The following is a 20,084-nucleotide window of genomic DNA, read 5'->3' as shown; positions in this document are numbered from 1 at the left end:
CGGGGCATTCTACCCGAGCCGCCGGCTCTGGCCGTCGGCACAACACCCTGGCTGCCAGACGCGGCGGCGTGTGCAAAGATCAACGAGGCAGCGGGAGCACCGCACGGGGATCGCGATGAAACAGCTCACCCATTACGAAGGTCGGCACTGCGCCAATTGCGGCACGCCCATGCAGGGCGAGTTCTGCTATCGCTGTGGACAATCGATCCACAGCGCCATCAAGCCGATCCACGGCATGCTGGAAGACACCATCGACATCATCTTCAACGTCGATCATCGGGTCATCCACACGATTCCCCCGCTGCTGCTGAAGCCGGGCTTTCTCACGCTGGAGTATTTCAGTGGCCGCTGTGTGCGCTATATCGCACCCTTCCGGCTGATGTTCACGCTGAGCCTGCTGGCCTTTTTTGTCATTCACCTGCGGATGGACGCGGTCAGCGACAAGATCGATTTGCGCAACCACGCGCCAACGATCGATCTGGGCGATGACTTCAAGGATGCCGACAGTGCGCAGGAAGTTCGCGAAACGCTGCAGACCAAGCTGGAAGCACTGAACAAGGCGCGCATGCCTGCCGTCATGCCGCAGGCACAACTGGCGGAAATGGATATCGCGGCACAGAAGGTCCGCGAACAGGCCAATCAGCGACTCACGGCACTCGGCGCTGCGCCCATATCGGCGGCCTCGCTCGCCGCGCCGCCCGCGAGTGCGTCAACGGCCACGATGCGCTCGGCTTCGGGCCGTCGCGCGGACAGCAAGAGTTGGGATGACAAGAAGATGCAGCCCATTCATATCGCCTGGCTGCCGAACATGGTCAACGCCAGCCTTACACGGATGGGCGAACACATGCTCGCCAACTGGCGCACGTTCAAACATGGCGACGGCGCCGCGCGCGAGGACGCCAAGCAGCGGCTGATCGGCAGCTTTTTCGGCGTTCTGCCGCCCACCATGTTTGTGCTGATGCCGATTTTTGCACTGCTGCTGAAGATTTTTTACGTCTTCAAGCGTCGGCTGTACGTGGAGCACCTGATTGTGGTGCTGCACAGCCATGCCTTTCTTTTCCTCAGCCTGATGCTGGGCGCGCTGGTGGCCCTGATGGCCGACTGGGCCAAACCCGTCGCCCCCTGGCTGGCCGCGCCGCTGGGCTGGATCAACGTGGCGCTTTGGATCTGGGCACCCATCTATCTTCTGCTGATGCAAAAGCGGGTCTATCGCCAGGGCTGGCCGATGACGATCGTCAAATACGTGCTGACCGGCTGGTGCTACTTCGTGCTGCTGACGTTCGCGCTGGTGATCGCTGGCGTGCTCAGTTTTACCTACTGAAACGGCCTGCCCGCGGGGGCGAAGTGGCCTGAAAATAGGATCTATGGGCGAACGCGGAAGTTGGTTTTGCACAGCGTCACCGGACTGTCAAGCGATGTGAAGGGCTTAGGTCAATTGCGTGAACGCCAGGTGACGCAAAATTTCAAATTATTGATTTATGGTACTTTTTTTTCTTGATGAAATCTTGGCCATGCCGTCCTGAAGGGCGTCACGGCGGGCCTTGAGGGCTGCGCTCCCCTTTGCATCCACAGACTTATCCACAGGTCTTGTGGATAAGCGCAAAACCTTACCTGCCAGAGCCACTTAGCCCGCCTTTCTCGATAGGTGGGCAGCAGGTGCGCGCAAGCTCGCCAAACGGCTCTTTCGGCGCGGGCATTGCCCGTCAGGTGAATGCAGGAGCATCCCGATTACACTGATCGTCCACGAGGAAAGCATGCCTGACGTTCTGCGCGTTGCCCTGCCGGTGCCCCTGCCGACCCTGTTCGACTACCTGCCGCCGCAGGACGGGTCGGCCCAGGTCGGCAGCCGCGTGTGGGTGCCGTTCGGTCGCGGCAAGCTGGTTGGCGTGGTGGTGGAGATCGACGCACACACCGCGGTTGGCAGCGGCCGGCTGAGGTCGGTGATTCGCGTGCTCGATGACGCACCGCTGCTCGATGCCGAGCTGATGCAGACCCTGGCCTGGGCCGCCGACTACTGGCTCGGTGCGCCGGGTGAGGCCTACGCCAACGCGCTGCCGCTGGCCTTGCGCGAGCCGCGGCCGCTGCCGGCCATCGGCGAGGAGTACTGGTCGCTCAGCGCCGCCGGCCAGAGCGCGCACGACGCCGGCAGCCGGCGCGGCGGCAGCAGGCAGCTGCTGGCCGTGCTGGCCGAACGCGCCCTCAGCGCGCAGGAGCTGACCGAACGCCTACCGGGCTGGCGCGACGCCAGCCGGCGGCTGGCCGCGGCCGGCCTGATCGAGCGCAGCGAACGGCCGCCGCTGAATCATGCCCTGCCAGCGTCGCTGCCGCCGCAGTTGAACGACGAACAACAGCAGGCGGTCGCGGCCGTCAGCGCGCACCTGGGCGAATATCAGCCGTTCCTGCTCGACGGCGTGACCGGCAGCGGCAAGACCGAGGTCTATCTCGCCCTGATCGAACAGGTGCTGGCGCAGGGCAGGCAGGCGCTGCTGCTGGTGCCGGAAATCGGCCTGGCGCCGCAGACCGTGCGCCGCCTGCGCGAGCGGCTTGGCGTGATCGTGGAAGTGCTGCACTCCAACCTGTCCGAAGGCGACCGCGCGCGCGCCTGGCTGCGCGCCCGCGCCGGCAGCGCGCGGGTCATTCTGGGCACGCGCTCGGCAATGTTCACGCCGCTGCCGGAGGCCGGCATCATCATCGTCGACGAGGAACACGACAGCGCCTACAAGCAGCAGGAAGGGTTCCGCTATCACGCCCGCGATCTGGCCGTGGTGCGCGCGCGCGCGCTGAATGTGCCGGTACTGCTGGGCTCGGGAACGCCCTCGCTGGAATCGCTGGCCAACGCCGAGACCGGCCGTTACCGGACGCTGCATCTGCGCGCGCGGCCCGGCGCGATCCGCCCGCCGCAGGTGCAGATCGTCGACATGCGCGCACAGCGGCTGGAGCACGGCATGTCGCCGGCCCTACTGGCGGCGGTCGCGGAAACCGTGGCGCGCGGCGAACAGGCGCTGGTGTTTCGCAACCGCCGCGGCTACGCGCCCGTGCTGCTGTGCCACAGCTGCGGCTGGCACGCCGACTGCCCGCACTGCGACCGGCCGCTGACCCTGCACGCCGGTCGCCGTCAGCTGCTTTGCCATCACTGCGATTTTCGCCAGCGCGTGCCCGCTGCCTGCCCTGTATGCGCCTCAGCCGATCTCAAGCCCCAGGGCCAGGGCACCGAGCGTCTGGAAGAGGCGCTGATCGCGCAGTTTCCGCAGGTGCCGGTGCTGCGCGTCGATCGCGAAACCACGCGCCGGCGCGATGCGTTCGAACAGCTGCTGGCCACGCTGCAGAACGATCAGCCGGCGATCCTCGTCGGTACGCAGATGCTGGCCAAGGGGCACGACCTGCCCAACCTCACCCTGGTCGCCATCGTCGGCGTGGACGAGGGTCTGCACAGCGTGGATTTCCGCGCCGGGGAACGGCTGGCCCAGCTGGTCGTGCAGGTCGCCGGCCGCGCCGGACGCGCGCGCAAGCCCGGACGCGTGCTGCTGCAGACTCATCAGCCCGAGCATCCGCTGCTGCGCGGCCTGCTCGCTCACGGGTACGCCGCGGCCGCACGCGACCTGCTGGCCGAGCGCCGGCAGATACAGCTGCCGCCGTACAGCCATCAAATTCTGCTGCGCGCCGATGCATCCGCACGCGAGCCGGTCGATGCGTTTCTCGCCGCCGCGCACGCCGCGCTGGCGGAAAGTACCGAGCTGCAGATTGCCGGGCCGATGCCCGCACCGATGCCGCTGCGCGCCGGCCGCCATCGCGGTCAGCTGCTGCTCGAAGCAGCCAGCCGAAGCGCGCTGCACGGACTGCTGCGGCCATGGCGGCTGGCGCTCACGGCGATGCCGCAGGCGCGGCACGTGCGCTGGTCGCTGGACGTCGACCCCATCGATCTTTACTGATCAGCCGAACGATTCGGCAACACAGTTATTCCGTCAGATCGTGCCGCAGCGAACCGGGCTTGACCAGCCAGCGCACCGCCAGAATGCCCAGCTCGTAAAGCAGACACATCGGAATGCCCAGCATGAGCATCGAGGTGATGTCCGGCGGCGTGATCAGGGCGGCGATCGCGAACGCGCCGCAGATCGCGTAGCGCCGCGCATTGCGCAGCTTTTCCAGATCGACCAGTCCGATCGCCGCGATGATCACCACAGCCACCGGCACCTCGAAACACAGGCCGAAGGCGAAGAACATCAGCATCACGAAATCGAGGTAGTGGGTGATGTCGGTCATCATCTCCACGCCCTGCGGCGTTACCGCCGTGAGGAAACGAAACGCCGCCGGCAGCACCAGAAAATACGCAAACGCGCCGCCCATGTAGAACAGCACCAGCGCCGCGGCCAGTAGCGGTCGCGCCAGCCGCTTTTCGTGCTTGTACAGGCCGGGACTGACAAACGCCCACAGCTGATAAAGCACCATCGGCATACTGATAAATAAAGCCGTATAGAAGGCCAATTTCAGCGGCGTAATGAACGGGCTGGTGACCTCGGTGGCAATCAGGTGCGCACCCTGCGGCAAGCGCGCCACCAGCGGCTTGGCCAGCTCGGCATACAGCCGGTTGGCAAACGGTACCAGTGCGATCAGCACGACCAGCACCGTACCCACCGCCCACATCAGGCGCAGGCGCAGTTCCAGCAGGTGCGAGAAAAGCCCCTGCAGGCCTTCCTCCGCGTCGGAAACGTCCGCCTCAGGCGTTGTCATGCGGAGCGTCCTTGTGCAGTGACGGCCCGTGTTCCGGACCGGGCCGCGGTTTATCCAGCGGCAGCTCGGCTTGAACACCCTCAGGCGATGGCTCGCCATCGGCAACCATGTGTTCATCCGACACATCGGCCAGGTGCGGCGGGCTTGCCGGCACCACGCTTTCGGCATCGGCATTGGCCGGCGACGGAGCCAACGGACCTGCGGTGGTCATTTTCTCCGGCGACGCCGCATCTTGCGACACCGCTTTGGATGCCGATGGCTGCAGCTTGACCATCGCAGCCGCCTCGGCAAACGGATCGTGCGTTTCCTTCAGGGTGTTCTTGACGTGCTGCTGCGCCGCTTCGGCGCTGGCCACGGCCTCGCGCGCGCTGCGCTTGAGCTCTTCGATCTCCAGCTCGCGCTCGACCTCGGCTTTGACGTTGTCCCAGCCGCTGCGGACGCGGCGCAGCAGCGCGCCCGCGGTACGGGCCGCGCCGGGCAGTTTTTCCGGGCCCAGCACGATCAAGGCGATCAGTGCGAGCAGCACCATTTTGCCGAGACTAAGCTCGATCATTGCCGCGCTCCGCCTGCCGCGCGCCTACCTGGTTTCGCTGGAGTCGCGCTGGCCCTGCGTGGTGCCGGTGCGCGTGGTGTCCACCGGCGGGTCGGCGCGCAGGTGCTCGGCTTCCTGACGCTTGGCTTCAGCCTCCTTCTGCTTGGCTTCGTCGTCGCCGCTGACGCTTTTCTTGAAGTCGCGGATGGCGGCGCCGAGATCCGGCCCGAGATTGCGGATTTTCTTGGTGCCGAACACCAGCAGCACCACGACCAGCAGGATGATCCAGTGCCACATACTGTCAAAACCCATGATGACCTCTGAACCGATTCCGAATTAACCCGTGAAGCTCAGACGCCAGCCCGAGCGCAATAACTAGCGCGAAGTGTACTCCTCAAGGCGGTCGCGGAAATCCACGACCGGCCCGGGCACATTGCTGACGCCGCCCTCGAAGATGCGCCGCGGCGTGATGCCGGCGCCGTACACCGCCTCGTTGGCGTCGTAGTCGATGCGCAGCGCCGCGCCATCGATGGCCACGCCGGCAAACAGGCCGCGCGAGCGCGAATAGGAGTAGATCTCGGCCTTCATCTGCGCATCGGTGGAGGCGGTTGCCGTGCGGCCCACCGGGCCAGCGGCAGCCGACGCATCGGCGCCGACGGTGAACTTGCCGTTGACGATGGAATCCACGCCGCGCTGCGTGCGGAACACCAGCACTACGTCAGTCGACGACACGCCGGCCTGGAAACCGATGCTGCCACCGGTGACGGTGACAAAGCTGGGGTTGGACCAGGTGCCGTCCGGCGACTTCACCGATATCAGGCCCTCGCCGCGGCGTCCGCCAAACACGAAGCCGACCTTCAGCACGTCGGGGATCACCGCAATCGCTTTCGCATCGCGCAGCAGATCCTGCGGGATCGACTTGTCAGGCGCTTCCATGATCTCGGTCAGTACGCGCACGGCATTCTTCGCACGCACCAGCGGCGGGTCCTCGGCATGCACGGCCATGGCAGGCAGCAACAGGGCCGCGCCGATCAGCAGCAGGCGATGCAGTGGTGTCTTGAACATGGAGTGCTCCGCTAGAGGTGGGGAAAATTTGAGGCTGGGGACCAATGAGGCAATGACGCAGCGCGTCGCAGTGCGTGAGGCTTGTGGCAGACTCATACGCCTGCTTCAAGCGCGATGCCACCATGCCTTACAACAACTATACCGGCGTTGCCGGTCATTCCAACGGGCAACCCATGCCGCCCGTTCAGGCTGGCGTGCTGCTGGTCAATCTGGGAACACCGGCCGCACCGACGGCCAAAGCCGTGCGGCCGTATCTGGCCGAATTTCTCAGCGACCCGCGCGTCATCGAGATAAGGCGCTGGCTGTGGTGGCTGATTCTGCACGGGGTGATTCTGCGGCTGCGGCCCTCGCGCTCGGCGCACGCCTACGCCAAGGTCTGGACCGCACAGGGTTCGCCGCTTCGGGTCGGCAGCGAGGCGCTGGCCGCCGGCTTGCAGGCCGAGCTGAACCGCCAGCGCCCGAATAGTCCGATCCGCGTCGCCCTGGCGATGCGCTACGGCGAGCCGTCGGTCGCCCACACCATCGAACAACTGCAGCGCGAAGGCGTCCGCAAACTGCTGGTGCTGCCGATGTATCCGCAGTATTCGGCCACGTCGTCCGGCTCGGTGATCGACGCGGTGATGGACACGTACAAAAAGCTGCGATGGCCGCCCGAGCTGCGCCTCATCAACGATTATCACAACGATCCGGCGCATATCGACGCGCTGGCGACCAGCGTCGAGCGCTGGTGGCAGGTCAACGGCCGCGGCGACAAGCTGCTGCTGTCGTTCCATGGCATCCCCGAGCGTTATCTGCACGCCGGCGATCCGTACTTCTGCCAGTGCCATGCGACCGCCCGCCTGCTGCGCGAACGTCTGGGTCTGACCGAGGACCAGCTGGTGATCAGCTTTCAGTCGCGCGTCGGACGCGAACGCTGGCTGCACCCGTATACCGACCAGATGGTGCGCAAGCTCGCCGCCGAGGGCGTGAAACGTCTCGACGTCGCCTGCCCCGGTTTTTCGGTCGACTGCCTGGAAACGCTGGAAGAAATCGCGATGCAGAACCGCGAGTTCTTCATTGAGGCCGGCGGCAGCATGCTGCGCTACATCCCCGCGCTGAATGACAGCGCCGAGCAGGTGAGTAGTCTCACTGCACTGATCCTGCGCCACGGCCAGGGCTGGGACGAATTTGCCACCGACTACGATCCCGCCGCGGCGAAACAGCGCGTGATCGACGCCGACCGTCGCGCGGAGGCCCTGCGTGCTCGCGCCGACTGAGCGCCGCATCGCGCTGCCGCACCTCGCGCTGGCCGCGCAGGTGTGGGGTGACGATAGCGCCCCGCCGCTGCTGGCCCTGCATGGCTGGCTGGACAACGCCGGCAGCTATGCCTTGCTCGCGCCGCGGCTGACCGAGTGGTTCAGGGTGATCGCGCTGGACCTGCCCGGTCACGGCCATTCCGATCACCTGGCGCCCGGCGCGAACTACCACTACCTCGACTACGTACGCGCGGTGCTCGACGCTGTCGATGCGCTGCAGCTCGATCGCTACGCCCTGCTCGGTCATTCGATGGGCGCGGGCATCGCGTCGCTCGTCGCGGCTGCCTCACCGCAGCGAATCGAACGGCTGCGCCTGATCGAAGGCCTCGGTCCGCTCGGCGACGACGGCTCGCAGACCTTGAAGCGCTTTCGCGAAGCAATGACCCCGCACGTCAGCAGCCGTAAACCGCTGCGCGTGTTTCGCGATGTCGAGCAGGCCGTAAGCGCGCGGGTGATGGCCAGCGGGCTGGCGGCCGAGCTGGCGCGACCGATCGTGACGCGCGGCCTGATCGAGACCGACGGCGGCTGGCGCTGGCGCAGCGATTCGCGGCTGATGCAGACCAGCGCCGTGCGCCAGGCCGAGTCGCAGATCCACGCCATCCTTCGCGGTATCGAGGCGCCCAGCGCGCTGCTGCTGGCGGAGCCGGCCACGCCCTACCTGCCCGGCGCCGCGATGCAGGCGCGCGCCGATGGCGTGCCGCACATCGTCGTCAGCCATCTCGCCGGCGGCCATCATCTGCATCTGGAGCAACCGGCCGCCGTGGCCGACTGGATTGTCTCGCCGGCCTAGCTCCGCCGGTCAGGCCCGAATGCGTTTCGACCGCAGGATTGTGCGGCAGCGTTCGGTTATCGTGCACGTCTCATTGACCAGTCATCCCTCATGAATTCGCTGCCGACTTCCCCTTCTCACCACCGTCGCGCCGCGCTGACGTTCATCTTCGTCACGGTGATGGTCGACATGCTGGCTTTCGGCATCATCATCCCGGTGTTGCCGCATCTGATCGTGGATCTGATCGGCGGCAGCATCGCGAAGGCGGCGGTGTGGTCGGGCGCGTTCGGCGCGCTGTTCATGCTGATGCAGTTCGTGTTTTCGCCGGTGCAGGGCGCGCTATCGGATCGCTACGGGCGGCGCACGGTAATCTTGATTTCCAGCTTCGGGCTGGGCGTCGACTTTGTGGTGATGGCGGTGGCTCCGTCGCTGTGGCTGCTGTTTGTCGGGCGCGCGGTTTCCGGCGTGTGTGCGGCCAGCTTTTCGACCGCCAATGCGTATATCGCCGACATCACGCCGAAGGAGAAGCGCGCCGCCGCGTTCGGCACGCTCGGTGCGGCCTTCGGCGTCGGCTTCATCATCGGCCCGGCGCTGGGCGGCTTTCTCGGCCACCTGTCGATCCGCCTGCCGTTCTGGATCGCCGGCGTGCTGTCGCTGATCAACTTTGCGTACGGGCTGTTCGTGCTGCCCGAGTCGCTGCCCAAAGAGAAACGCACGGCGCGATTCGCCTGGCGCGAAGCCAACCCGCTGGGCGCGCTGATGCTGCTGCGTCGCTATCCGCAAGTGTTCGGCCTGGCCGCGGTGTTTTTTCTGATCAACCTGGCGCAGTTCTCACTCAATTCGACCTACGTGCTCTACACCGATTATCGCTACGGCTGGGGGCCGCAGGCGGTGGGCTACACGCTGGCCCTGGTCGGCCTGTGCAGCGGGCTGGTGCAGGCAGTGCTGGTGCGGCGACTGATGCCGACGTTCGGCGAACGGCGACTGATTATCGGCGGTCTGCTGCTGTGCGTGGTCGGCTACTTCTTCTTGGGGCTGGCGCCGGTCGCCTGGGTTTTCCTGGCCGGCATTCCGTTTCTATGCCTGGGCGGACTGGCCGGTCCGCCAGCGCAGTCGATGATGACCCAGCAGGTCGATCCGCACGAACAGGGCCGGCTGCAGGGCGCGCTGACCAGTCTGGCCAGCCTTGCCGGCATCTTCGGCCCGGCGCTGTTCGCCAATATCTTCGCGCTGTTCATCAGCGACCACGCGCCGGTGCACTTGCCGGGCGCGGCGTTCATTCTCAGCGCCGCGCTGCTGCTGGTTTCCGCGCTTATCGCCTTCAACATGACGCGCGCCGACAAGATAGTGGCGCCAACTGCCGGCGAAAATATCGCGCCGGCGGTGCCCTTCAAGCACGTTGCACCCGACACGCCGCGCCAGGAGCCGCACGCCGGCGACGCCCGACAGAAACCTACTTTTCCGCACGACCCTAAGGAGCTACTCCCGTGACCATTTCGATGTATCAGACCGCCGTACCTGTGACCGTGCGCGCGCTCGAAAACCTCGCCCATGTATTGAAGAAGGGCGGCGAGCACGCCGCGGTGAAGAGCGTCACCGACCAGACTTTGCTGCAGACGCGGCTGATCCCCGACATGCTGCCGCTGGTCAAGCAGGTGCAGATCGCCACCGACATGGCCAAGAACGGCGTGGCCCGCCTCGCCGGCGTGGAGCCGCTGAAGTTCGACGATACCGAGACCAATCTGGAAGAACTGCAGGCACGCATCGCCCGCGCGGTCGAGTACATCAAGACCTTTACCCCCGAGCAGATCGACGGCAGCGAAACGCGCGCGATCAGCATGAAAACCCGCAACGGCGAGCTGAACTTTGAAGGCCAGAGCTACCTGCTGGATTTCGTTTTGCCCAACCTGTTTTTCCACTGCACCACCACCTACAACATTCTGCGCGAGACGGGTGCTGAGCTGGGCAAGCACGACTTCATCGGCAAGGCCTGATGCCTTCACGTGGCGATGGCTGCGCGCCGTCGCCACGTGAATTCGGAACTGTGATGGGCTCGACTTTTTGCGCTGCGGCGCTGGCTCGGCCCCTGCTTCGACTTCGGGGAACCCGGCGGTTCCACCCTCAGCGAGCACGCAGTTATGAAAGATATCGAATACGTCATCGTCGGCGGCCCGCAGCACGGTCTGATCAGCCATCGCCCATGGGCGGCGGATGCGAAAACGCCACTATGGGAACCCGCTTGCGATGGTCTGCTCTGCAGGGCGGCTGCGCGCCGGCAAGGCAGCATCGGCACGCGCTACCTGTTGCTGCACCCCCAGGCCACCGGTGAGCAATTTCTGACCATGCTGGGCGCCTAGGCTGACGCGGTCGGGCAGCACGTCGAACGTCTTGGCCGTTTTGCCGTCGATTCGGCCGGAGCAAATGACGGCGCATCGCCGCCAGCGGGCGGCGCTCGCGCGCCGTGACCGGCACGTAGTGGATCAACCGGCGAGCGCATTTCGACGCTGTCTCAGGCCACCAGGTCGAATCCGTCGGCGGCAGCGCCGGATGATTCTGGCCGTCGCCGGCCGATGGCGGATTGCTGCTAGGCTCAGTTCATCTTCAGCATTCGGGGGCGTTATGCAACATGCACTGGCGAAGGCAACGTGGGTGGTTCTCGGCCTGGCTGTCAGCACAGGGGCGGTTGCCCAAACAATCGACGCGAGCGCCGATCAGCGCATTCGTGATCTGGAAGCGCGCGTGGCCACGCTGGAGCGCTTGCAGGGCATCAAACCCGGCATTGCCGCCGCGGCTGCGCCCGGCGTTGCACCAGCCGCCATGCAGGCGCCTGCGGTCGCTCCCGTGCCGCCGATGCCGCCCATTCCTTCAGCCCCTACCGCTGCCGACTGGGGCTCGCTGCATCGGGGCATGACCGTCAGCCAGGTCACCGCGCTGCTCGGCAAGCCCGGCGATACGCGCGTGCTGCCGGGGTCGTCGACCTGGTATTACCCGGACACGCACGGCCGCAGCGTCCAGTTCGACCGCAACGGCCGCGTGGAGCAGTGGAGCCAGCCGTAAGGCGGGCGATAACCGAGCGGCCGCAAGCGCAGCGCCGGATGGCGAAGCGTACGGGTGAGCGCGGCAGGGATCCCTGCTGATCAAGCGCCTTGTCCGACCGTACGATCGCATCGACAATAGCCGACCGAGCTTTCTCGCTCAGCCGCTTTGATCGACCCCATCCCGCCCTCATGCTGCGTATCACCGACCTCAAGCTGCCGCTGGACCACGCCGACGAAGCGCTGCCCAAGGCCATCCGCGCGCGGCTGAAGCTGGGCGCGAAAGAACCGTTGAGCTTCACGATGGCCAAGCGCAGCTACGACGCACGCAAGCGCGGCGCGATCCTGCTGATCTATGCGCTGGATGTCGACACGCCGCGCGAAGCCGAGCTGCTGCAGCAGTTTGCCGACGATAGAAATATCGGCCCGACGCCAGACACCAGCTATCGCTTCGTCGCCCAGGCACCGGCCGCGCTACCGCGGCGGCCGATCGTGATTGGCACGGGGCCCTGTGGCCTGTTCGCGGGCCTCATCCTGGCGCAGATGGGCTTTCGTCCGATCATCCTGGACCGCGGCAAGGCCGTGCGCGAGCGCACCAAGGACACCTGGGACCTGTGGCGCAAGCGCAACCTGCACCCCGAATCCAACGTGCAATTCGGCGAGGGCGGCGCCGGCACGTTTTCCGACGGCAAGCTCTGGAGCCAGATTCGCGATCCGATGCACCACGGCCGCAAGGTGCTCACCGAATTCGTCAAGGCCGGCGCGCCGGAAGAAATTCTCTTCGTCAGCAAGCCGCATATCGGCACCTTTCGCCTGGTGACGATGGTGGAGAACATGCGCGCCACCATCCAGTCGCTGGGCGGCGAGATCCGCTTCGGCAGCCGCGTCGACGATCTGCTGATCGACATCGCTGCCGACGGCACGCGCCAGCTGCGCGGCGTGAGCCTGGAAGGCGGCGAAGAAATCCTCGCCGACCACGTGGTGCTGGCGATCGGCCACAGCGCGCGCGACACGTTCGCGATGCTGCACAAGCGCAACGTCTATCTGGAAGCCAAACCGTTCTCGATCGGCTTTCGGGTCGAACATCCGCAGTCGATCATCGACCGTTCGCGCTTCGGTGCGCAGGCCGGCCATCCGCTGCTCGGCGCCGCCGATTACAAGCTGGTGCATCACGTCACGGGTCATCACGCCGGCAAAGGGCGCTCGGTCTACAGCTTCTGCATGTGCCCCGGCGGCACCGTGGTGGCCGCGATGTCCGAGCCCGGCCGCGTGGTCACCAACGGCATGAGCCAATACTCGCGCAACGAGCGCAACGCCAACGCGGCGATCGTGGTGGGCATCGAGCCGGCGGACTTCGTGCCGTTCGATCCGGCCTCCACCGACGAGCATATCCATCCGCTGGCCGGCATCGCGCTGCAGCGGGCGCTGGAGAGTCACGCGTACGCGCTGGGCGGCGAAAACTACAACGCGCCCGGCCAGCTGGTCGGTGACTTTATTGCCGCACAGCCCTCGCGCGAGTTCGGCGACGTCGAGCCCTCGTTCAAGCCCGGCGTCACCCTGGGCAGCCTCGACAGTGCGCTGCCGGCCTATGCCATCGAAGCGATTCGTGAAGCGCTGCCCGCGTTCGATCGTCAGATCAAAGGCTTTGCCCTGCACGACGCGGTGCTCACTGGCGTGGAAACGCGCACCTCGTCGCCCGTGCGCATCAAGCGCGACGAGAGCTTCCAGAGTCTCAACACGCGCGGACTCTATCCGGCCGGCGAAGGCGCGGGCTACGCCGGCGGCATTCTTTCCGCGGCGGTCGACGGCATCAAGGTCGCCGAAGCGGTGGCGCTGAGCATCGTCGCACGCTGAACCACGAATCGTTTCCGCGGAATTGATTGCGGCGCCGCGCGGCCCTATATGTTGGTTTCACGCACGCGCGCTCAGGTAATCCCATGACCGATCCAGCCAGAACCTCTGCCGCCAAACCGGCGCCCGTCAAACCCGTTTCGATCAGGATCGATTTCGTCTCCGACGTGTCGTGTCCCTGGTGCGCGATCGGACTGGCCTCGTTGCGCCAGGCGCTGGCCAATCTTGGCGATGAAGTGGCGGCCGACATTCACTTCCAGCCGTTCGAGCTGAATCCGGACATGCCGCGCGAAGGCGAGAACTCCACCGATCACCTGATGCGCAAGTACGGCAGCACGGCCGAGCAGATCGACGTCAATCGCGAAAACATCCGCGCGCGCGGCGCGCCGCTGGGCGTAACCTTTCGCATGGATCGCAACAGCCGCGTCTACAACACCTTCGACGCGCACCGGCTGCTGCACTGGGCGGAGCTTGAGCGAAAGCACGTGCCGCTGAAGCAGGTGCTGTTGCGCGCGTATTTCACCGATGGCGACGATGTCAGTGACCACGCCGTGCTGCAGCGGCTGGCCGAAGAAATTGGCCTCGATGGAGCCGAGGCGGCGCGCATTCTCGCCAGCGACATGTATTCCGATGAGGTGCGTGCGCAGGAGCAGTTCTATCTGCAGCACGGCATCCAGTCGGTGCCTGCCACGATCATCAACGATCGCCATCTGATTTCCGGCGGCCAGCCGCCGGAGGCCTTCGAGCAGGCGCTGCGGCAGATCATCCAGCCGGCCTGATCCGCATTGCCGACGCGCGCCGACTAGGGCCTACGCGGTCGGCGGATGCGGCTCCAGCCACTGCCGGATCGGCGCGGGGTGACCGAGCAGATAGCCCTGACCCATCTCGCAGCCCATCGCCAGCAGGGCGTCGCGCTGCGCCGCTGTCTCGATGCCTTCGGCGATCACCTTGATGTTGAGCGCGCGCGCCAGCGCAAGAATGGCGGCGACCACCGTCGTGCTGTTGGTGTTGCCCTCCTTGTCCAGCTCCAGCACGAAGGCGCGATCGATCTTCAGCATGCGCAGAGGCAGCGAATGCAGATAGCTCAGTGAGGAATAGCCGGTGCCGAAATCATCCAGCGCCGCGCCGACGCCGATGCTGCGCAGACGATCGAGCGTGCCGCGCACACGTTCAGGGTCGTCCAGCAGTGCGCCCTCGGTCACTTCCGCGACCAGTCGAGCGGGCGGCAGCTCGGTTCGCTCCAGCATCTTGATCAGCCGCGTATCGAAATCGACGTGGCGCAGATGCAGCGCCGACACGTTGAACGTCATGAAGGTCTCGTCAGAGCCGTGGCCGGCAAGCAGGCCGCAACTGAGTTCAAACATGCGCCAGTCGATCTCCTCGATCAGGCCGCTGTCCTCGGCAATCTTGAGAAAATCCGCCGGCAGCAGCACGCCACGCTGCGGATGGTTCCAGCGGATCAGCGCCTCGTACCCCACGACCTGGCCACCGTCGAGCCGGCAGATGGGCTGGAAGTACGGCTCGAACTGCTGCTGCTGCAGCGCCCGACGCAGGTCGACCTCCATCGCCAGCACGTCGACCACGTTTTTCGCCAGCGTCTCGTCGAACAGCTCGTAGCGCTTGCGGCCCAGTTCCTTCGCGCGGTACAGCGCGATGTCCGCATCGCGCAGCACTTCGTCGGCGTCGTGATAATGGCTGTCGCCAATGGCGATGCCGACGCTGGCCGTGGGCTGCAGTTCCTTGCCGGCCACCGGCATCGGCGCGCTCAGCGTATCGAGCACGCGTTGGGCCACCGCGGTGGCAATCGAAGCGTCTTCGACACTTTCCAGCAGGATGGCGAACTCGTCGCCGGCCAGTCGCGCCACCAGGTCGGGATGGCGCACGCAGCTGGCCAATCGGGCCGCCACCTCTTTCAACACTTCATCGCCGGCCAGGTGACCCAGGCTGTCGTTGATGATCTTGAAGCGATCCACGTCCAGATACAGCAGCGCACAGCGGTGCAGCGGCTCGTGCTTGAGCAGGTTGAGCACGCGATTGATGCGATCGCGCAGATAGCTGCGGTTGGGCAGCCCGGTCAGCGAGTCGTGCATCACCTGATGCTTGAGCTGATCCTGGATGCGTTCGCGTTCGATGATTTCCTTGCGCAGCGCCTGGGTGCGTTCCTCGACCCGGTGCTCCAGCTGCTCGTAGGCGCGGCGCAACGATTCGGCCGAGCGACGACGCGTCAGGCTGTTGGCGATCTGCGTGGCCACGAAGGTAAGCAGCTCCTGGTCCGCCGGTCCGTAGGCGTTTTCCGCGGTATAGCTCTGCACGGTGACCAGGCCGATCACCTCGTCGCCGACGATCAGCGGCACGCCGAGCCAGCAGCGCGCAGGCGAGCCGGTGCGGCCCGAGGCAATCTGGCCGAGCGTTTCCATCCGTTCGATGTCCGTATTGTCGGCGCGCAGCGCAATGCCACTGTGCAGCACGAATTCGCTCAGCCCGCGGCCTAGTTTGCGGCTGGGAGGCGGCTCGTCGACCGCGTCGACCGCGTAGGGAAACATCAGCTGCTGGCGATCGTCGGAGAGCAGACCGATGAAAAAGTTTTCCGCATTCAGCAGCTCGCCCACCACCGAGTGGACGCGGCGATAGAACTCCTGCTGATCGATGTCGGCCGTGGCCAGCTGCGCGATGCGGAACAGCGCCGTCTGCAGATGCTCGGCACGCTGGCGTTCCAGCACCTCCTGCTGCAAGCCGCGATTGGCATTCGCCAGTTCGAGCGTGCGCTGTTCCACGCGGCGCTCCAGATCCTCCTTGGTCTGTTTGCGTTCGAGCGCGGTAAGAATGTGGCTGCCGACGAATTCCAGCAGGTTCATGTCATCCCGGGTGAATTCGATGCCGGCTTGATAGCTCTGCACCACCAGGGCGCCGCCCGGCTCGCCATCGCGCAGCATCGGCACGCCCAGCCAGTCGCAGCTGTCCGAACCGATCTGGATGACCGGCCCCTCCACCTGCGACAGCAGCTGCTCCGCGGTGCCCATGCGCGCCTTGCCATCGTGGATCACGTACCAGGTCAGCGAATGCTCGATGTCCTGCAGCGGCATGTCCTGTCCGTTGCCCGGCGACACCGGATCTTCGGTGTCGACGAAGTAAAGGAAACGGATGGTCTGGCGCTCGCGATTGAGCTGCACGATGTAGAAGTTTTTCGCGTACATCAGCGTGCTGACGATGGCGTGGATGCCACGCAGCATGTCCGGCATGTCGAGATCGGAGCCGGCCAGATCGGAAATGGCGAACAGCGCGCGCTGCAGCGTTTCCGAGCGTTCGAGCTGCATGTGCGAATGCTGCAACTGCGCCCATTCCAGGGCCCGGCGCAGATATTGTCCGGCCAGCGTGATCGGCGCGCGCAGTTCTTCCGGCACCGGAGCGCGTTCAAAACCGGGCTTCACCCGCACGATCAACAGCGCCGGCTCCGGCCGTTTGCACAGGCAGATGGCCAGACGATCGCCAGCCGGACTCCACAGGCCGTGGTCAGCACCGACACTGGCACGCAGCCAGGACCAGTCCTCGTCGTGGATCAACGTGGCGGGAACGCTGCGATGTTTGCCCGGCTTGTCGATGCGCCATACGACCGATGCGTCTTCGCAGGTCGGCCGTTCGAGGATAATCCTCACGATAACGCCGGCCACTTCGTCGGGGCTCACCGCTTTGATCAGACGAGTCAGCCAGCTCAGCTGCATCTGACTGCTGGCTGGCGCCGGTGTTACCGCACCGTGATCGTTCATTATCGGTTTCTGCTGAGCCCCCGCTCGCCGGCTTGCGCCATTTGATTAGCATACCCTTTCGACGCTGCCGGCAATGGGCACACTGCCGGCACCGGCCGTGCGCAGAGGTTCGACCGTCAATACCGATAAACTATCCGATCGCCGCCCGGATGATCTTGCGCCGCAAGTCGCACCCGATGGTCCATCCGCAGCGCCGAAAGCCGGACACGCTCACTGCCCCCTGACAGGCCGTTCCACCCGACATGCTCGCTGACAGCACAAAAGATGCCATCCGCGCTTCCTATGCACGCATCAAAAGCGGCTTGCCGGGTTTTCGTGCGCGTGCGTCGCAGGGAAGGATGATCGCCGAGGTCGCTAAGGCGCTCGCGCAAACCGGCGGCGTGGCGGTGATCGAGGCGCCTACCGGCACCGGCAAGTCGATGGCCTATCTGATTGCCGGCGTCGAAGTGGCGCGTTTCCAGAAAAAGCGGCTGCTGATTGCCACCGCCACCGTCGCCCTGCAGGAACAGCTGGTGCAGCGGGATATTCCGCAGTATCTGCGTCTGAACGGTATCGAGGCCAAGGTCGCGCTGGCGAAGGGCCGCGGGCGCTACCTGTGCCCGCGCAATCTCGCCACGGCCACCGCCAGCCTCAACGACTCCGGCCAGATGGGTCTGGCCGGCATGGACGCCGACCTGGCGATCTGGCTCAAGCCGCCGGCGCCGCGCGACAAGCAGGCGCTGGTCAAGCTCAGCGCCGCGTTCGATCACCGCGAATGGGACGGCGACATGGACACCGCGCCGGAGCCGGTAAGCGACCTGCTGCGTCCCATGGTGACCACCAGCGCCGGTGGCTGCACCAGCCGCAAGTGCCCGCATTTCATGGTCTGCCCGTTTTTCGCCGCGCGCCGCGCGGTGGACGACGCCGAGATCATCGTTGCCAATCAGGATCTGGTGCTGGCCGACCTCACCATGCCGGGCGAGGACGAAGGCTGGGGTGGCATCATCCTGCCGCGGCCGGACGAAACGCTGTACATCTTCGATGAGGGCCACCACGTGGCGGCCAAGGCGATTGATCGCGGCACCGCCGAGGTCTACATGAACCTCAGCGCGCGCCAGCTCAGCCGGCTCGGCCGGCAGGTGCACGCCGCCTATTCGCTCACCGACAAGGAGTCGATCGGCAAGATCAGCCTCGACAAGGGCGACGAAAAACTGCAGGAACTCAGCAACGCGCTGGAAGAACTCGAACGCGAGATCCGCCTCGGCTGGCTGCCCGATCCCGCCGAGGCCGAGCCGATATACCGCGGCTCGCTCGGCCAGCTGCCCGAGCCTTGGGTAGAACATGCGCGGGTGCTGAGCGTCTATACCGACGAGATCCAGCGCTGGCTCAATGCGGTGCGCCGCGCCGTGGTCGAGATGACCGACGGCGGCCCGACGCAGGAAGCGCTGTCGCGCGAACTCGGCATTGCGCTGGAGCGGCTGGAGAAACAGGCGCGCTGCTGGCGATCCTGGGCCGCCACCGACAGCGACAACGCGCCGCCGCTGGCCCGCTGGGTCACCCTCACCGGCGACCAGCAGCTGGTCTGCCACGCCTCGGCCGTATCTGCTGGCGGCATGCTCGGCGCCGTGCTGTGGGGCAACGCCAGCGGCGTGGTGATGACCTCGGCCACGCTGAGCGCGGGCGGCAATTTTCGCGGCTTCGCCGACGCGGTCGGCCTGCCCGATGACGCGGTCTGCCTCAGCCTGCCCTCGCCGTTCGACCTGGCCAGCCAGGCGCGGCTGGAGATTCCTGCCATGCGCACCCTGCCGGAAGCGCGCGAGGCGCACGCCGAGGAAATCAGCGAGTGGCTCGCCGACAACCTCGACTGGGACGCCGGCAACCTGGTGCTGTTCACCTCGCGCGCCAAGCTCGATCGCGTGCTGCAGAAGCTGCCGATCGCCCACGTGCGCAAGGTGCGCGCGCAGGGCTCACTGGGCAAATCGCAGCTGGTCGCCGAACACTGCGCCGACATCGAGGCAGGCAAGGGCAGCACGCTGTTCGGTCTGGCCTCATTCGGCGAAGGCCTGGACCTGCCCGGCAAGCTGTGCGAAACCGTGGTGATCACCCAGCTGCCGTTCGCCGTGCCGACCGACCCGGTCGGCGCTACCTACGCCGAGTGGCTGGAATCGCGCGGGCGCAATCCTTTCCTTGAAGTGAGCGTACCCGAGGCGACGCGCTTGTTGACGCAATACTGCGGCCGCCTTATCCGCAACGAAACCGACCAGGGCCGCATCGTGCTGCTGGATCGCCGGGTAATCCTGAAGCGCTACGGCGCCGGCATGCTGCGTGCGCTGCCGCCGTTTCAGCGCGTGATCGAGCGCACCGCATGAACAAGCCGCTTGAACGCTCCTCGATTATTCGCGGACACGATTGTCCCATCGCGCCGTGGAAGAACGGCATGGGCACGACACGGGAAATAGCCGTCCAGCCGTCCCTATCCGGAACGGATGATTTTCTATGGCGCGTCAGCGTTGCTGAAGTAAACAGCGCCGCGCCATTTTCTTCTTTCCCTGGCGTCGAGCGGCACATCGCGCTGCTTGACGGCGCGGGCTTCCGCATGACGCTGGACGGCGATCGCACGCATACGCTGGACACGCGTTTCAAGCCGTTCGCATTTGCCGGCGAATCCACCGTGGCGGTCGCGCTGATCGACGGCCCGACGCGTGATTTCAACCTGATGGTGCGCCGTTCCGACGCTTGCGGCGACGTCGCGGTGCTAGACGAACCCGGCCTACACCGACTCGAGTCGGACGTGGTTCTGGTCTATGCGGCACGGGGCGACATCGGGACATCGGACGGCGTCCTGCAAGCCGGGGACGCCTGGCTGAGCGGCTCCTCGCCGAGCCGCGTCACACTTCATCATGGCGCCGTGGCGGTGGTCATCCACGTTTGCCCCAGGGGCTGAGGCTTCGGCATCGCGCCGGCGATACGCCAGATGCCGAACATCGCCCCCGCAGGGTGTCGAGAGTCATCTACGCAGCGCCAGCCGTCTGCGCTAGAGTTGTCGCACTACCTACGCGGAGGGCG

General features: G+C 65.8%; 17 protein-coding genes. 12 read left to right on the top strand and 5 right to left on the bottom strand.

Features of this window, described 5'->3' with window-relative positions; all coding sequences use genetic code 11:
• Window positions 1–115 precede the first annotated feature (115 nt).
• A complete protein-coding gene (locus ACDK93_RS02675) occupies window positions 116–1,321 on the top strand; it encodes a DUF3667 domain-containing protein (protein ID WP_458071045.1) in 1,206 nt (401 codons plus the stop codon).
• Window positions 1,322–1,754: 433 nt separating this feature from the next.
• Window positions 1,755–3,929, top strand: coding sequence for a primosomal protein N' (locus ACDK93_RS02670; RefSeq protein ID WP_458071044.1), 2,175 nt, complete (start codon window positions 1,755–1,757; stop codon window positions 3,927–3,929).
• 25 nt (window positions 3,930–3,954) lie between these two features.
• Here the strand turns inward: ACDK93_RS02670 and tatC are convergent, their stop codons facing one another.
• The 4 genes from tatC to ACDK93_RS02650 all read right to left on the bottom strand — a co-directional run bounded on the left by tatC (window position 3,955) and on the right by ACDK93_RS02650 (window position 6,325).
• Complete coding sequence (gene tatC, locus ACDK93_RS02665) at window positions 3,955–4,728, bottom strand: twin-arginine translocase subunit TatC (RefSeq protein WP_458071043.1); 774 nt, start codon at window positions 4,726–4,728, stop codon at window positions 3,955–3,957.
• On the bottom strand, window positions 4,715–5,281 hold the full coding sequence (gene tatB, locus ACDK93_RS02660) for a Sec-independent protein translocase protein TatB (RefSeq protein WP_458071042.1): 567 nt from the start codon (window positions 5,279–5,281) through the stop codon (window positions 4,715–4,717). The genes tatC and tatB overlap by 14 nt, the downstream gene beginning before the upstream one ends.
• Before the next feature lie 24 nt (window positions 5,282–5,305).
• On the bottom strand, window positions 5,306–5,572 hold the full coding sequence (gene tatA, locus ACDK93_RS02655) for a twin-arginine translocase TatA/TatE family subunit (protein WP_458071041.1): 267 nt from the start codon (window positions 5,570–5,572) through the stop codon (window positions 5,306–5,308).
• 63 nt (window positions 5,573–5,635) lie between these two features.
• Window positions 5,636–6,325 (bottom strand): lipid-binding SYLF domain-containing protein, encoded by a 690-nt coding sequence (locus tag ACDK93_RS02650; RefSeq protein ID WP_458071040.1) that lies wholly within the window; start codon window positions 6,323–6,325, stop codon window positions 5,636–5,638.
• A 122-nt stretch (window positions 6,326–6,447) separates the two neighbouring features.
• On the opposite strand from ACDK93_RS02650, the gene hemH reads away from it, so the two are divergent.
• The 8 genes from hemH (at window position 6,448) to ACDK93_RS02610 (ending at window position 14,054) form a co-directional block, all read left to right on the top strand.
• On the top strand, window positions 6,448–7,581 hold the full coding sequence (gene hemH / locus ACDK93_RS02645; protein WP_458071039.1) for a ferrochelatase: 1,134 nt from the start codon (window positions 6,448–6,450) through the stop codon (window positions 7,579–7,581).
• Window positions 7,565–8,410, top strand: a complete 846-nt coding sequence (locus tag ACDK93_RS02640; RefSeq protein WP_458071038.1) for an alpha/beta fold hydrolase — start codon at window positions 7,565–7,567, stop codon at window positions 8,408–8,410. Before hemH ends, ACDK93_RS02640 begins: the two co-directional genes overlap by 17 nt.
• Window positions 8,411–8,500: 90 nt before the next feature.
• Window positions 8,501–9,880 carry a TCR/Tet family MFS transporter gene (locus ACDK93_RS02635; RefSeq protein ID WP_458071037.1) on the top strand — a complete coding sequence of 460 codons (1,380 nt, stop codon included), beginning with the start codon at window positions 8,501–8,503 and terminating at the stop codon, window positions 9,878–9,880.
• Complete coding sequence (locus ACDK93_RS02630; protein WP_458071036.1) at window positions 9,877–10,383, top strand: DUF1993 domain-containing protein; 507 nt, start codon at window positions 9,877–9,879, stop codon at window positions 10,381–10,383. Before ACDK93_RS02635 ends, ACDK93_RS02630 begins: the two co-directional genes overlap by 4 nt.
• A 144-nt stretch (window positions 10,384–10,527) precedes the next feature.
• Complete coding sequence (locus ACDK93_RS02625; RefSeq protein WP_458071035.1) at window positions 10,528–10,746, top strand: hypothetical protein; 219 nt, start codon at window positions 10,528–10,530, stop codon at window positions 10,744–10,746.
• Window positions 10,747–11,008: 262 nt separating this feature from the next.
• Window positions 11,009–11,446, top strand: coding sequence for an outer membrane protein assembly factor BamE domain-containing protein (gene bamE, locus ACDK93_RS02620; RefSeq protein ID WP_458071034.1), 438 nt, complete (start codon window positions 11,009–11,011; stop codon window positions 11,444–11,446).
• A gap of 170 nt (window positions 11,447–11,616) precedes the next feature.
• Window positions 11,617–13,278: an NAD(P)/FAD-dependent oxidoreductase gene (locus ACDK93_RS02615; RefSeq protein WP_458071033.1), complete on the top strand. Its 1,662-nt coding sequence runs from the start codon at window positions 11,617–11,619 to the stop codon at window positions 13,276–13,278.
• 83 nt (window positions 13,279–13,361) lie between these two features.
• Window positions 13,362–14,054 (top strand): DsbA family oxidoreductase, encoded by a 693-nt coding sequence (locus tag ACDK93_RS02610; protein WP_458071032.1) that lies wholly within the window; start codon window positions 13,362–13,364, stop codon window positions 14,052–14,054.
• 30 nt (window positions 14,055–14,084) lie between these two features.
• Here the strand turns inward: ACDK93_RS02610 and ACDK93_RS02605 are convergent, their stop codons facing one another.
• Window positions 14,085–17,039, bottom strand: a complete 2,955-nt coding sequence (locus ACDK93_RS02605; protein ID WP_458071031.1) for an EAL domain-containing protein — start codon at window positions 17,037–17,039, stop codon at window positions 14,085–14,087.
• A 242-nt stretch (window positions 17,040–17,281) separates the two neighbouring features.
• Here ACDK93_RS02605 and dinG point away from each other — a divergent pair, with 242 nt between their 5' ends.
• Both dinG and ACDK93_RS02595 read left to right on the top strand, forming a co-directional pair.
• Window positions 17,282–19,387 carry an ATP-dependent DNA helicase DinG gene (gene dinG / locus ACDK93_RS02600; RefSeq protein WP_458071030.1) on the top strand — a complete coding sequence of 702 codons (2,106 nt, stop codon included), beginning with the start codon at window positions 17,282–17,284 and terminating at the stop codon, window positions 19,385–19,387.
• Window positions 19,384–19,962: a HutD/Ves family protein gene (locus ACDK93_RS02595; protein WP_458071029.1), complete on the top strand. Its 579-nt coding sequence runs from the start codon at window positions 19,384–19,386 to the stop codon at window positions 19,960–19,962. Before dinG ends, ACDK93_RS02595 begins: the two co-directional genes overlap by 4 nt.
• Window positions 19,963–20,084: the final 122 nt, after the last annotated feature.

Source organism: Rhodanobacter sp. BL-MT-08 (assembly GCF_054161255.1).
The sequence above is the reverse complement of the archived record's forward strand: the minus strand, read 5'-3'. Positions and strand labels throughout refer to the sequence as shown.

What these genes read in the sequence shown, in the direction of transcription:
- ACDK93_RS02675 (WP_458071045.1), top strand. Translation starts at nt 116, where the DNA reads ATGAAACAGCTCACCCATTACGAAGGTCGGCACTGCGCCAATTGCGGC.
- ACDK93_RS02670 (WP_458071044.1), top strand. Translation starts at nt 1,755, where the DNA reads ATGCCTGACGTTCTGCGCGTTGCCCTGCCGGTGCCCCTGCCGACCCTG.
- tatC (WP_458071043.1), bottom strand. Translation starts at nt 4,728, where the DNA reads ATGACAACGCCTGAGGCGGACGTTTCCGACGCGGAGGAAGGCCTGCAG.
- tatB (WP_458071042.1), bottom strand. Translation starts at nt 5,281, where the DNA reads ATGATCGAGCTTAGTCTCGGCAAAATGGTGCTGCTCGCACTGATCGCC.
- tatA (WP_458071041.1), bottom strand. Translation starts at nt 5,572, where the DNA reads ATGGGTTTTGACAGTATGTGGCACTGGATCATCCTGCTGGTCGTGGTG.
- ACDK93_RS02650 (WP_458071040.1), bottom strand. Translation starts at nt 6,325, where the DNA reads ATGTTCAAGACACCACTGCATCGCCTGCTGCTGATCGGCGCGGCCCTG.
- hemH (WP_458071039.1), top strand. Translation starts at nt 6,448, where the DNA reads ATGCCTTACAACAACTATACCGGCGTTGCCGGTCATTCCAACGGGCAA.
- ACDK93_RS02635 (WP_458071037.1), top strand. Translation starts at nt 8,501, where the DNA reads ATGAATTCGCTGCCGACTTCCCCTTCTCACCACCGTCGCGCCGCGCTG.
- ACDK93_RS02625 (WP_458071035.1), top strand. Translation starts at nt 10,528, where the DNA reads ATGAAAGATATCGAATACGTCATCGTCGGCGGCCCGCAGCACGGTCTG.
- bamE (WP_458071034.1), top strand. Translation starts at nt 11,009, where the DNA reads ATGCAACATGCACTGGCGAAGGCAACGTGGGTGGTTCTCGGCCTGGCT.
- ACDK93_RS02615 (WP_458071033.1), top strand. Translation starts at nt 11,617, where the DNA reads ATGCTGCGTATCACCGACCTCAAGCTGCCGCTGGACCACGCCGACGAA.
- ACDK93_RS02610 (WP_458071032.1), top strand. Translation starts at nt 13,362, where the DNA reads ATGACCGATCCAGCCAGAACCTCTGCCGCCAAACCGGCGCCCGTCAAA.
- ACDK93_RS02605 (WP_458071031.1), bottom strand. Translation starts at nt 17,039, where the DNA reads ATGAACGATCACGGTGCGGTAACACCGGCGCCAGCCAGCAGTCAGATG.
- dinG (WP_458071030.1), top strand. Translation starts at nt 17,282, where the DNA reads ATGCTCGCTGACAGCACAAAAGATGCCATCCGCGCTTCCTATGCACGC.
- ACDK93_RS02595 (WP_458071029.1), top strand. Translation starts at nt 19,384, where the DNA reads ATGAACAAGCCGCTTGAACGCTCCTCGATTATTCGCGGACACGATTGT.